Consider the following 12754-nt stretch of genomic DNA (forward strand, 5'->3'; position numbering starts at 1 on the left):
GACAACGCACAGCGACGTACAGCGACAACGCACGGAGAGGAGGCCGGAATTGAGTCTGCGGGCCCGCATGACCACGCCTGAGTCCCGGACGCGCAACGGGGTCGCCGCCGACGGCGGCACCGCCCACCTCGTGTCCGCCTACCGCACGAAGCTCCTCGAAGAGATAGACCTCGCGGAGATGTCCGCCCTTCCCTCGCATGAACGCAGGGCACGCCTGGAGCGCGTACTGGGGCACATCGTCAGCCGCGAGGGGCCCGTACTGTCCACGGCCGACCGGGAGTTGCTCATCCGGCGCGTCGTCGACGAGGCTCTCGGGCTCGGCGTGCTCGAACCGCTGCTGGAGGACGCCTCCGTCACGGAGATCATGGTCAACGGGCCGGACCAGGTCTTCGTCGAACGGTCGGGACGCGTCGAGCAGGTGCCGGTCCGCTTCGCCTCCGAAGAGCAGCTGATGCAGACCATCGAGCGCATCGTCTCGACCGTCAACAGGCGTGTGGACGAGTCGAATCCGATGGTCGACGCCCGGCTGCCCTCCGGCGAGCGCGTCAACGTCATCGTCCCGCCGCTCTCCCTGACCGGCCCCACGCTCACCATCCGGCGCTTCCCCCGGGCGTACGCGCTGCACGAGCTGATCGCGCTGGGCACCCTCGACGAGCACATCGTGGCGCTGCTGTCGGGCTTCATCCGCGCGCGCTTCAACGTGATCGTCTCGGGCGGCACGGGCAGCGGCAAGACCACACTGCTCAACGCGCTCTCCGGGCTCATCCCGGACCACGAGCGCATCATCACCGTCGAGGACGCCGCCGAACTCCAGCTCCAGCAGCGGCACATCATCCGGCTGGAGACCAGGCCGCCCAACGTGGAGGGCAGGGGTCAGGTCACCGTCCGCGACCTCGTGCGCAACTCGCTGCGGATGCGGCCCGACCGGATCATCGTCGGCGAGGTACGCGGCGGGGAGACGCTCGACATGCTCCAGGCGATGTCGACGGGGCACGACGGCTCGCTGGCGACGGTGCACGCCAACAGCGCGGAGGACGCGCTGATGCGCCTGCAGACCCTCGCCTCCATGTCGGAGGTGGAGATCCCCTTCGCGGCGCTCCAGGACCAGATCAACTCCGCCGTGGACGTGATCATCCAGCTGGCGCGCTTCCCCGACGGCTCACGGAAGATCGTGGAGATCTCCCTGCTCGCCTCGCACGGCCGCGAGGTCTTCCGCATCGCCTCGGTCTCCCGGTTCGGCGCCGAACCCGTGTCCGCGGACGGCAAGGTGCACGGGAGCTTCGAGCATCTGCCCGTACCGCGGCGAGCGGCCGAACGGCTTCACATGGTGAGCGAGACCGTGCCGCCGGTCTTCGGAGTCGCGGACGACGCGGACCAGCTGACCACGAGGGAGGCGGTGTAGCGGCCCGTCGGCGACGAATACGACGCACGGGCCCACCGGAGACACGGCACGTACTCGGCACGTACCGCCGGAGCACCGGCAACCGGACCACGGACCACGGACCACAGGACTCAGGACCAGGACCCAGGACCACGCCATGGACACCACCGCACAACTCGCGCTCGGCGCCTTCCTGCTGGCCGGCGCGCTCGCCGTCGCCGCGGTCATGGCGTTCGCGTCGGGACGCGCGCAGAACAAGGAATACCTCAAGCGCCTCTCCGAAGAAGCGGCCGGCCGCGAGCTGCCGCCGGGCCGCCGACGCGCCTTCACCGGCGTCGACAAGCGGCTGCGCGGCACCCGGCTGGGCAACCGGGTGCAGAGCGGCCTGGCCGCGACGGGCCTCGACATCTCGCCCGGTGAGTTCACCGTCTACGTCGGCGCCGTCGTCGCCGGGCTGTGGCTGCTCGCCGCCTCCGTGCTCGCCCCGTTCTTCGGGCCGATCGCCGCGGTCCTCGGACTGCTCGCCGCCGGTGCCTTCCTCAGTCACCAACGGCAGCGCCGTACCGAGCAGTTCATCAACCAGCTGCCCGAGCTGTCCCGCATCCTCGCCAACGCCACCTCCGCCGGGCTCGCTCTGCGTACCGCGCTCGCCATGGCGGCGGACGAGCTGGAGGCCCCGGCGGGAGAGGAACTCACCCTCGTCAACAACCAGCTGGCCGTCGGCCGGTCCGTCGAGGACGCCCTGAACGAACTCGCCGAGCGTCTGCCGTCGCGTGAACTGGTCGTGCTCGTCACGACGTTGGTGCTCGCCAACCGGGCGGGCGGCACGCTCGTGGCGTCGCTGCGCAACCTCACCGACACCCTCGAGGAGCGCAAGGAGACCCGCCGCGAGGTACGCACCATGCTCGCCGAAGTGAACGCGACGGCCTTCACCGTGCCCGTACTGGGCCTGGGCGCGATGCTGATGATGAACTCGATGATGCCCGGCGCCCTCGCCCGCGTCACCGGCTCGGCGATCGGTCAGCTCGCGATCATAGGAGCCGTCGGCCTTTTCGCCGCCGGCTTCTTCGTCATCCGCCGCCTCGGCAAGATCGAGATCTGAGGAGGAGACCGTGAGCGCCTTCCTGCCCTTCCTCCTCGCCGCCGTCGCCGGCCTCGCCGTGTACGGGGCCATCGCGGGCATCCGCATGTACCGCGCCGACATCGAGCTGCCCAGCGACCTCGCCGTCGCGCTGGAGGTCGGCGCGACGCGAACGACCGCACGCGAGGCGGCAGTCGACCGCCTCGGCATGCCCCTGGCGCCGCTCGTGCTGCGTCTGATGGGCGAGGAGCGCGTCAACGCCAAGCGCAAGAAGATCGACCGGGCCGGCAACCCGGGAGGCCTGACCATCCACCGTTACGCCGCACGGCGCGCGGCGTACGGAGTCTTCGGCGTCGTCATGGCGATCGTCGGACTGGCCGCCGACAGCTGGCTGTTCGCGTTCATCGTGCTGGCCTTCGGCTTCACCGCCGCGGAGCTCGGCATCCGGCAGGCCGTCCGCGACCGCAAGCGTGTCATCGAGCGCACCCTGCCGGACTTCCTCGACGTCCTGGCCGTCGTCGTCTCCGCGGGTCTCAGCTTCCGGCAGGCGATGGAGCGTGTCGCCGAGCACTACGAGGGGCCGTGGGCCGACGAACTGCGCATCACGCTGCGGCAGATGGACCTGGGCGTCAGCCGCCGTGCGGCTTTCGACGAGCTGCGCAGGCGCAACGAGAGCGACCAGGTCGACCAGTTCGTCACCGCCCTCCAGCAGGGCGAGGAACTCGGCGCGCCCATCGCGGACACGCTCATCCAGATCGCCACGGACATGCGGCGTACGGACGCGCAGAACGCCCGCCGCCAGGCGGCCAAGACCGTGCCCAAGGCGACGATGACGACCATCGCCTTCCTGCTGCCGGGGACACTGCTGCTGATCGTCGCGACCTTCGTACTCGGCTCGGACACCGACTTCGGTTCCGTACTGAACGGGTGACGGGATGAAAGCCGAACTCCCGGTTCTCACAACGGATTCCGCCAAACTCCGCCCGCGTTCCGCCGACCCCTTCGACGGGGGCGGCCGATGTGGCACAGTCTGCATCCGGACAACAACGGTGGGCGACGCAGCGGAAGGGAAGCCGGAATGACTGGTCGTCGGCTCGTCACCGCCCTTTCCGGCTGCCGCGCCGCGGCAGCCCGTTTCACAGGCACCAGGACGGTGCAGAACTACAGCAGACGGGCCGGGGGCCTGCCGTCGCGCCCCAACTCGGCCATCAGCGAAGGAGATCGTGATGTCGAAGGCCATGCACCGGTGGCGCCACCGCGTCGCGGAGCGTTTGCGCGGCCGCTGGTCGGACAGCGGCGCCGGAGCGATCGAATACGCGGGCATCGTGATCATCGTCGCCGGGATCATCCTGGCGGTCCGGGGGCTCGGGCTGGACACCGCGATCTCCGGGGGGATCGCGAAGGCGGTCAACAGCATCCTGGGTGGCTGAGGAGACGGCTCGGGCACCGGGACGAGGGGGCTACGGTGATCCTCTACGGAGCCGTGATCACAGGCCTGCTCTTCCTCGCCTTCGCCTTCTTCGCCGTCGCCCAGGCGGGGACCGTACGCAACGGGGGGCAGTCGGCCGCGGACGCGGCAGCGCTCGCCGCCGCCCAGGACGACCGGGACGAGCTCTTCGAGGACTTCCTCGACGCGATTCTCGAGGGCAAGAGCCTGGAGGACATCCTCGACGGTCTCGGGTCGCTCTTCGGTGACGGCTGCGGCGAGGCCGAGTACTTCGCGGACCGCAACCGCTCGGACGTCCTCAGCTGTGACGGGGTCAGCGAGGACGGGCACAACGGCTACACGGTGAAAGTCCGCACCCGCTTCGACACCGGGGACACGGTGGTCCCCGGCGCGGACAACAAGAAGGCCGAGGCCAGTGCCACCGCCGTCATCAAACCCCGGTGCGAGCTCGTCGAAGACGGCAAGCTGATCGAAATCACCTGTGACGGCGAGGACTTGACGATCGACCCGGACGACATCGACCTCGATCTGGAACCGTCGGACCTCTTCTCGGTGGTGCTGGTCGACTGATGAGCGGACGACGAACAGGGGACGAGCTATCCATGACCATTCGGCGCGCCATGAGAGCCCGCAGAGGGACGACTGCGGCGGCGATCACCACCGGCCTGGTGCTTGCCGTGGCCGGCTGCAGCGGCGGTGACGGCGGCGGGGACGAGGGCAAGAACTCGGGCGACGCCTCCCAGAGCGAAGACAGCGGTGACACGGGCGCCGGCGCGGAAGAGACGAACGAAGTGCTGGCGCAGGTCAAGGGCGGCAAGGGCGGAAACTTCACCCTGACCATCAACTCCGCGAAGCGCGACGACTCCGGATTCACCACCATCAAGGGGAAGTTGAAGAACGAGGGCCCTTCGGTCGTCGTCCTGCCGGGATGGGCCAGCGAGGAGTCCGAACTCAAGAACAACGGCCTTTCGATGGCCGGGGCGACGATGGTCGACAAGAAGGGCAAGAAGCGCTACTTCATCCTCCGGGACACCAACGGGCACTGCCTCTGCACCAGATTCACGGGCGGCCTGGACCAGGGCGAGACATCCGAATGGTTCGCTCAGTTCCCCGCTCCGCCCGCGTCGACGGCCTCGGTCGACTTCCAGGTGGCGGACATGCCGAGCGCGACCGTGAAGCTGTCAGGTGAGTGACGAGATGAAGCTGCCCGCGGGCCACTTGCTGCGCACCGTCCTGTGCACATCCGCCTCCGCCGTGCTGCTGACGGCACTCAGCGCCTCCGGCGCCCGGGCGGACGACCCCACGCCGGAACCCACGGTCAAGGTTCCCAGCGGCCCGACATCCCTCCCCGGCGCCGACGACCCCACGACCATCCCCACCACCGCCCCCTCCCTTCCCGGCGAGGGCGGCGCGCCCGCACCGGACTACAGCGAACCCCCGGACAACATCGGGGACTCCAAGCCGCCGGTGAAGATCGACGCGCAGGCGGCGGGGCTGAAGCTGGCGGACGGTGCGAAGCTCGCTCCGTCCAAGGTGCTGGACATCAAGTTCGTCACCGAGGACCTGAGCGGTGAGGAACGCCGCGAAGACAGCACGGAGAAGACGAAGTTCACCCTCCAGGCGGAGGTCCTCTTCCCGAAGGACAGCGCGAAGCTCGACGGCAGCGCGCAGACCCGTATCGCGGAAATCGCCGACGAGGTCGGCTCGCAGAAGGCGCAGGAGATCAACGTCTTCGGCTTCACCGACGACCTCGGCTCCTACGAGCACGGGAAGACGCTCTCCAGGAAGCGCGCCGACGCCGTACAGAAGGCGCTGGCAGAGGAGTTGGACTCGACGGTCACCTTCAACGTGCGCGGCTACAGCGAGGACTATCCGATCGCGGACAACAAGTCCGAGGAGGGCCGCAAGAAGAACCGCCGGGTCGAGGTGTCCTTCCCCCGTCAGGACTGACAGCCGCCGGGGCTGACCTCCGCCAGGACTGACGAAGGGCGGGCACGGCGTTCAGCCGGCCCGCCCGATCGAGCGAGTTGCGAGATGCGTGAGGCTCAGGCCGCCCGTGTGACAGCTGCCTGCACGGCGTGCTTCCAGTCCGTACGCAGACGGTCAAGCTCGGCGAGATCCGCCTGCGACCAGATCGTACGGCCCGCCACATACTGACGGATGGCCTCGTTGGCGTCGGCGATGGTCTGCCCGCCGGAGACCGGCGGCTGGGAGGTCGAGGACATGTGTCCAGATTAGGGCCTGGCACTGACAGCTAACGGCCGAATAGCGGGCGATTTAGGTCACGTGACGCCGGCTCAGCTCATGTAAACCTCTCAAGGGCCGACTGTCCCCAGCCTTCCCCACTCCGCCCGTGCCGGCTCTGACCGGCGCCTTCGTCCCATGAGCACGGGCCGCACCACCGTCCGCACGCGCGGGCCTCGCCGCAGGCGCCCGCACGGGCAGTGACCCATGCCTCACAGAACGGGTGTCCTGCAGGTGTGTCCGTGACCGTGTGTACGGTTCTGGGTACTGCCGGACGTATGGGACGGGGGAGTTGTACGGATGTCGGGGGGAACGGCAGCGGACGGCCGGGTGGACCACGTACGGGACGAAGCGGCGGCGATGGTGGGGGAGTTCCGTCGCCGCCTCGTTCTGGTGCCCCTGCACGACGGCGGGCTGATGTCGGCGGAGCTGGGCGGTCTGCGCTGGATATACGCGTTCACTTCGCAGGAGGCCCTGGCCGCGTTCGCCCGCGGACGGGGTGTGGGCGGCGATTGGGAGTTCCGGACGCTCTACGGGGCGCGGCTGCTGGACGAGGTGATCCCGTCCCTGGACTTCTGGTGCGGTGTCGCACTCGACGTGGGCAGCGAAGGCGGGGAGTTGCTGCCGCCGGTGCGGGGGATCGTGCCGGAGCGAGCCGCCGTGGAAGCGGCGATGGGGGAGCCCGCGACAGGGTCTGCCGCGGTCGTGCCGGGAGAGGGGGCTGAGGCATGAGCGGGGGTTACGAGTTCGACCCGGAGGCGGCGAAGCGCGTCGAGAAGGGTCTGAAGGACGCCATCGCCGAGTTCGAAGAGGTCGGGTACTTCTCGATCACCAGCCAGCAGGGTCAGGGCTTCTCCAGCATGTCGATGACCGGGCTGGCGATGGGGGACGCCCAACTGGCCTCCGCTTTCGGAGACTTCTGCGACCGCTGGGGCTGGGCGGTGAAGGAGAAGATCCACGACGCGAACCAGATGGCCCTCGGGCTGGGCCTGAACGCCGGGCTGTACCACGAGCAGGAGGAGTACGTCGTCGGCAGCCTGAAGGAACTGACGGCGGCAGCGACGGCGAACAACCCGGCAGACGCCTCGGCGGCGGCCGAGGGTGCCGCCGGCAAGTCGTGGGAGCAGATTCAGAGGGACTCCGCGCAGAAGGCCGTCGAGGACAAGCCCGTGGACTACTCGCTGCCCGACTTCGACGAGATGGGCGACCAGTGGAAGCAGGTTGGCGACGACGGCGGCGGTGACGCCCAGGGTGGCGGCGACGCCGGGCAGCAGCAGGGCAACGGGGGCAGGAACTGATGGGGGACTGGATCGGCAGCGCCGGCGAGGCGATCGGCGACGGTGTCGAGTGGGCCGGAAACAAGGCCGCGGACGGCCTGGAGCAGATGGGCGGCGGCGCCGTCTCGGAGGCGATCCGCGACGGGAGCGAGTGGACCGCCGACCGTCTGGGCGCCGAGGTCTCCGAGCGCGAGCTGGGCACGACCGAGGACCCCAAGGAGCTGATTCACGGCGAGGTCAAGGAGCTGACCGAGACAGCCGAGCATCTGCGGGACTTCTTCCGCGCGTTCGAACGGATGGGCACCGGCATGCGGGGCCTGGACGCCGGCTCCTGGCGGGGCGAGGCGGGCGAGAAGTTCCGGGAGAAGTTCGAGCCGCAGCCGAAGTTCTGGATCAAGGCCGCCGATGCCTGCGAGTCCGCGGCCAAGGCTCTGGTGACGTACGCGTCCACGGTGGAGTGGGCGCAGGACCAGGCGCGCGAGGCGATAGCCGCGTACAAGAAGGCGAAGGACACATCCGAGAAGGCAGTCACCGCCTACAACAAGCGCGCGGACACCTGGAATCGCGTCAACGAGTCCGGAGGCGATCCGGGGCCCCGTCCCGAACCGTTCTCCGACCCGGGCAAGGAGGGAATGACGCGGGCGCAGCACCTCCTCTCGGAGGCCCGCCGCCAGCGCGACTCGGCGGCACGGGACGCGCAGCAGACGATGTCCCGGCTGGTGCGGGACGCTCCGGCCGAGCCGGGGCTGATGGACCAGCTGAAGGCCGGCGCCAGGGACGCCAACGAGGCGATGTCCTTCAACACCATGCATGCCCTCTCCGGCGCCGCGCAGGGCCTGGTGGGGACGCTTCAACTGGCCCGGACGCTCGACCCGATGAATCCGTACAACCTGACCCACCCCGGCGAGTACGCCAAGAACGTCAACGGAGTCCTGACCGGCCTTGCCGCCACCGCCGCCCACCCGGAGCGCATCGTCAGCGCCGTCAAGAACGCCAACTGGCGCGACCCGGGGGAGATAGTCGGGAAGGTCCTGGTCGAGCTGATCGGCGGCAAGGGCGCAGGCGGCGCGGTCAAGGGCGGTCTGAAGGGCGGGCTCAAGACCGGGGCCAAGCAGGGCCTGAAGGAGGGCGCCGAGCAGGGCGCACGCAAGACGGTCAAGGAGCGCCTGAAGGACCTGGGCCGGCAGCTGAACTGCAAGGTCCTGCGCAATGAGCCCGTGGACATGGCCACCGGCCGGATGGTCCTCCAGGAGACCGACGTCTCGCTCCCCGGCTCCTTCCCGCTCGCCTTCACCCGCACCTTCGAGTCCGCGTACCGCCTCGGCGGCTGGTTCGGCGCCGCCTGGGCCTCCCCGCTCGACGAGCGCCTGGAGATCGACTCCGAGGGCGTGGTGTATGTCGCCGCCGACGGCAGCGTCCGCGCCTACCCGCATCCGGCGCCCGGCGTCCCGGTCATCCCGCGTGAGGGCCTGCCCTGGCCGCTGGACCGCGCCGTCGACGGCTCGTACACCCTCACCGATCCGGTGACGGGCCTCGTGCGCGGCTTCTCCGCCCCGGAAGACGCACCACCGGGCGGCGACGGCATCGCCCGTATCGCCGCCCTCGCCCACGACTCCGGCGGCTGGGCGTCCTTCGAGTGGGACGCGGACGCGGGCACCCCGCTGTCGGTCAGCCACTCCGGGGGTTACGAACTGACCTTCACGTGCGACGGGGAGCGTGTGACGGCCCTGCATCTGGCGGGGGCCGCAGCCGACGGCTCGGGACAGCTGCTGAAGTCGTACGACTACGACGAGGCAGGCCATCTGGTGGCTGTCGCCGACTCCACCGGAGCGGCCCTCCGCTACGGCGTGGACGAGCACGGCCGGATCGTCTCCTGGACGGACAGCAACGACCGCTCGTTCTCGTACACGTACGACCAAGAGGACCGCTGCGTCTTCCACACCGGCGAGGCGGGCCACCTCCGCGCCACCTTCGAATACCGGCTGCCCTCGGACGTCCCCGGCCACCACGTCACCCGCGTCACCGACTCCCTCGGCCACCGCCAGCACTTCCTCGTCGACAGCCGGCTCCGGATCGTGGCGGAGACCGACGCCAACGGGCATACCACCCGCACCACTTACGACGCCCGGCACCGCCCGCTCACCGTCACCGATCCGCTCGGCGGCACCGTCGAATACACCTATGACGACGACGGGCGGACGCTGCGGGTCGTGCTGCCGGACGGCGGCGAAGTCGCCGTCGACTACGACGAGTCGGGGCGCCCCGTCCGCAGGATTGCGGCGGACGGGGCCGAGTGGCACTACGCACGGGACGAGCGAGGTCTGGTCACCGCCGCCACGGACCCGGCCGGCGCCACGACGACGTACGGCTACGACGACCGCGGCCATCTTGCCTCGGTGACCGACGCGTCGGGCGCGACCAGCCGCGTCCGCTGCGACCGTGCGGGGCTGCCGCTGTCGGTCACGGACCCTTCCCCAGCCTCCGGCCGGGGCTCCCCCAATGGCGGCACGACCACGTATGTACGGGATGCGCTCGGGCGTCCCGTCACCCTCGCCGACCCGTCCGGCGCGACGACACGCCTTTCCTGGACGCCGGAGGGCCGCCTGGTCCGGCGCGAGGACCCGGACGGGGCCGTGGAGAGCTGGACGTATGACGGGGAGGGCAACTGCCTCACCCACACCGACGCCGTCGGCGGTGAAACCCGCTACGAATACACGCACTTCGACCTGCGCACCGCCCGGACCGACCCGGACGGCGTGCGCCACACCTTCGCCTACGACACCGAGCTGCGCCTTGTCGGGGTCACCAGTCCCCAGGGCCTGACCTGGAATTACACGTACGACGCCGCGGGACGCCTCATCTCGGAGACGGACTTCGACGACCGCACCGTCCAGTACGGCCACGACTCGACCGGCGGCCTTGCCTTCCGCACCAACCCGGCCGGGCAGACCGTCAGTTTCACGCGCGACGCGATGGGCCGTATCACCAGGAAGAACGCCGACGGCGACGCGACCGACTTCACGTACGACGCGGGCGGCCGCCTGATATCCGCCACCGGCCCGGACGCCGGCCTCGTGTGCCGCCGCGACAAGCTCGGCCGCATCAAGACCGAGGCGGTGGGCGGCCGGGTCCTGTCCCACGACTACGACGCGCTCGGCCGCCGAACCCGTCGCACGACCCCGTCCGGCACGGTCACCACGTACGGGTACGACGCCGCCGGAAACCGCACCTCGCTCACCACCAACGGCCACACGGTCGCCTTCGACCACGACGAGGCGGGCCGGGAGACGGTCCGCCGCATCGGCGGCGGGGAGTTGGCCTTCACCAGCCTCTGGGACCCGGCGGGCCGTCTGGCCTCCCAGACGGTGCACGGTCCCACCGTCGGCACGGTGCAACAGCGCAGCTACAGCTACCGTCCGGACAGCCATCTGATCGGCGTCGAGGACCAGTTGAACGGCCCGCAGCGCTTCGCTCTCGACCGCGTGGGCCGCGTCACGGCGGTCACCGCCGAGGACTGGTCGGAGTCGTACGCCTACGACGAGGCGGGCAACCAGACATCAGCCGACTGGCCGGCCCAGCACGCGAGTTCCGATGCCCGGGGGCAGCGCAGCTACGCGGGCACGAAACTCCTGTCGGCCGGCTCCGTCCGTTACGAGTACGACGACGCCGGACGCGCTGTGCTGCGTCAGAAATCCAGGCTTTCGAAGAAACCGGACACCTGGCGCTACGCCTGGGACGGCGAGGACCACCTCACGTCGGTGACCACCCCCGACGGCAGCCGCTGGCGCTACCTGTACGACCCCTTGGGCCGCCGGACAGCCAAGCAGCGCCTCTCCCCGGACGGTGAACAGGTCCTGGAACAGGTGGACTTCACCTGGGACGGCTCGACGCTGATCGAGCAGACCACCGCCGCCCCGGGCCTGCCCGACCCGGTCACGCTGACCTGGGACCACGACGGTCTGCGCCCCCTCACTCAGACGGAGCGCATCACCAACGCTTCGACCCAGGCGGAGATCGACTCCCGATTCTTCGCGATAGCCACGGACCTGGTGGGCACGCCGACCGAACTCCTCGACGAGTCCGGCGCGATCGCCTGGCGCACGCGCAGCACCCTGTGGGGCACCACGACCTGGAACGCGGACGCGACGGCCCACACGCCGCTGCGCTTCCCGGGTCAGTACGCCGACCCGGAAACGGGCCTCCACTACAACTTCCACCGCCACTACGACCCCACCACGGCCCGCTACCTCTCCCCGGACCCCCTGGGCCTGGAACCGTCCCCCAACCCGACCACGTACGTCCACAACCCCCACACGTGGGCGGACCCGCTGGGGCTTGGTCCATGCAAGCCAGACGGTTTCTCCGATCTGGGCGAGAGTCGCTTTGAATCTCCTGGAGGCTTGGTATACGGCCCTGGGTCGAGGCACGGTCACCGCTTGACACACGTGATGGATCACGCATCTCCGAACCCATCAAAACCGGCCCACAGCGTGTTCAAGAACCCCAGTCAAGAGGAGGTTCTGGCGCTTATCGATGAGGGATGGGGAAAACGGGGGACACCTGACCCCAATGACCCTGGAAAGTACATTGTGCCGATAGGTAGAGAGGTTGGAACTGCCGGAGAAACCAATCTCAGGATCGTGGTCGAACCCGGAACCCAAAAGGTGATTACCGCATTCCCCCAAGCGTGAAGGGACGCAAGGAAGTGATTCAGTGCCCACGATGCGGCCAGGGGTGGGTTGTTTCTTGTCGTGTGAAAGGGCGACAAGAAGTGATCAAGGTGTGCGAAGAGTGCGATAACGTTTGGGAGGGTAGGGAGCCTCAGAATACGCCCCCTTTTGTACTGTTGGATAACTACTTGGCCGCTCTTGGGCTGGAGCCGCTGTGGGACAGTCTGGAAGTGCTGGAGGAAGAATGACACCGGCGTCGCGGGCCTGCTCCCTACATGACGAGTGGATTCCGGGTCGATCACGGACGGATGCCCGTCCCGGCTGGGTGAGCTGCCCGCCAGTTGAGATGAGGCGGCCGGGGACATAGTGCACGTGCCTACCCGGGCCAGCGCTCGACTCCAGGGCCCCGATCGCCATAAGACCCCAGCCACGTCAAGCCGGTGCTCATCCGCGGGGTCGCTCTTCGGGGTACGAGGCCGTGGGTACCGCCGGGGCGAACCGCCCCTGAACCCCGGGCGGGGCCGCCGGGAAGAGTGTGGAAACGACACATCGGCAAGGCAGTTGGTGCCCGGATGAACCGCTGACAGGGGCTAGGGTGGGAACCCCCCCTCGGGCCGGTCCGTATCCCCCTACGGACCGGCCCGCTTTACGTTC

The 12754-nt window shown here is 69.3% G+C and carries 11 protein-coding genes; 10 read left to right on the top strand and 1 reads right to left on the bottom strand.

Annotated features, from left to right (window positions below):
• Positions 1-49: 49 nt before the first annotated feature.
• The 7 genes from AN215_RS23050 to AN215_RS23080 all read left to right on the top strand — a co-directional run bounded on the left by AN215_RS23050 (position 50) and on the right by AN215_RS23080 (position 5859).
• The gene (locus AN215_RS23050; RefSeq protein WP_070011177.1) at positions 50-1402 is read left to right on the top strand and encodes a TadA family conjugal transfer-associated ATPase; all 1353 of its coding nucleotides are present in this window, start codon (positions 50-52) and stop codon (positions 1400-1402) included.
• 136 nt (positions 1403-1538) lie between these two features.
• A complete protein-coding gene (locus tag AN215_RS23055; protein ID WP_070011176.1) occupies positions 1539-2483 on the top strand; it encodes a type II secretion system F family protein in 945 nt (314 codons plus the stop codon).
• A gap of 10 nt (positions 2484-2493) precedes the next feature.
• A complete protein-coding gene (locus AN215_RS23060) occupies positions 2494-3393 on the top strand; it encodes a DUF5936 domain-containing protein (protein WP_070011175.1) in 900 nt (299 codons plus the stop codon).
• A gap of 295 nt (positions 3394-3688) precedes the next feature.
• On the top strand, positions 3689-3892 hold the full coding sequence (locus AN215_RS23065) for a hypothetical protein (protein WP_070011174.1): 204 nt from the start codon (positions 3689-3691) through the stop codon (positions 3890-3892).
• A gap of 35 nt (positions 3893-3927) precedes the next feature.
• Positions 3928-4479 (top strand): hypothetical protein, encoded by a 552-nt coding sequence (locus tag AN215_RS23070; RefSeq protein WP_070011173.1) that lies wholly within the window; start codon positions 3928-3930, stop codon positions 4477-4479.
• 50 nt (positions 4480-4529) lie between these two features.
• On the top strand, positions 4530-5102 hold the full coding sequence (locus tag AN215_RS23075) for a hypothetical protein (protein ID WP_245694658.1): 573 nt from the start codon (positions 4530-4532) through the stop codon (positions 5100-5102).
• Between the two features lie 25 nt (positions 5103-5127).
• The gene (locus AN215_RS23080) at positions 5128-5859 is read left to right on the top strand and encodes an OmpA family protein (RefSeq protein ID WP_420856174.1); all 732 of its coding nucleotides are present in this window, start codon (positions 5128-5130) and stop codon (positions 5857-5859) included.
• Between the two features lie 95 nt (positions 5860-5954).
• Here AN215_RS23080 and AN215_RS23085 read toward each other — a convergent pair whose 3' ends face one another.
• Positions 5955-6134, bottom strand: coding sequence for a hypothetical protein (locus AN215_RS23085; RefSeq protein WP_070011171.1), 180 nt, complete (start codon positions 6132-6134; stop codon positions 5955-5957).
• Between the two features lie 319 nt (positions 6135-6453).
• On the opposite strand from AN215_RS23085, the gene AN215_RS23090 reads away from it, so the two are divergent.
• From AN215_RS23090 to AN215_RS23100, 3 genes are read left to right on the top strand one after another with little or no spacing between them, the layout of a single operon-like run.
• Positions 6454-6885, top strand: coding sequence for a hypothetical protein (locus tag AN215_RS23090; protein ID WP_070011170.1), 432 nt, complete (start codon positions 6454-6456; stop codon positions 6883-6885).
• On the top strand, positions 6882-7451 hold the full coding sequence (locus tag AN215_RS23095) for a hypothetical protein (RefSeq protein ID WP_070011169.1): 570 nt from the start codon (positions 6882-6884) through the stop codon (positions 7449-7451). Before AN215_RS23090 ends, AN215_RS23095 begins: the two co-directional genes overlap by 4 nt.
• Positions 7451-12121: a putative T7SS-secreted protein gene (locus AN215_RS23100; RefSeq protein WP_070011168.1), complete on the top strand. Its 4671-nt coding sequence runs from the start codon at positions 7451-7453 to the stop codon at positions 12119-12121. Before AN215_RS23095 ends, AN215_RS23100 begins: the two co-directional genes overlap by 1 nt.
• Positions 12122-12754 lie beyond the last annotated feature (633 nt).

Origin of the sequence: Streptomyces abyssalis (genome assembly GCF_001751365.1) — a bacterium.
Lineage (GTDB): Bacteria > Actinomycetota > Actinomycetes > Streptomycetales > Streptomycetaceae > Streptomyces > Streptomyces abyssalis.

Bases quoted from the DNA above. Each gene is read 5' to 3' on its own strand.
- AN215_RS23055 (WP_070011176.1), top strand. From the start codon at position 1,539: ATGGACACCACCGCACAACTCGCGCTCGGCGCCTTCCTGCTGGCCGGC.
- AN215_RS23065 (WP_070011174.1), top strand. From the start codon at position 3,689: ATGTCGAAGGCCATGCACCGGTGGCGCCACCGCGTCGCGGAGCGTTTG.
- AN215_RS23075 (WP_245694658.1), top strand. From the start codon at position 4,530: ATGAGAGCCCGCAGAGGGACGACTGCGGCGGCGATCACCACCGGCCTG.
- AN215_RS23085 (WP_070011171.1), bottom strand. From the start codon at position 6,134: ATGTCCTCGACCTCCCAGCCGCCGGTCTCCGGCGGGCAGACCATCGCC.
- AN215_RS23090 (WP_070011170.1), top strand. From the start codon at position 6,454: ATGTCGGGGGGAACGGCAGCGGACGGCCGGGTGGACCACGTACGGGAC.
- AN215_RS23095 (WP_070011169.1), top strand. From the start codon at position 6,882: ATGAGCGGGGGTTACGAGTTCGACCCGGAGGCGGCGAAGCGCGTCGAG.
- AN215_RS23100 (WP_070011168.1), top strand. From the start codon at position 7,451: ATGGGGGACTGGATCGGCAGCGCCGGCGAGGCGATCGGCGACGGTGTC.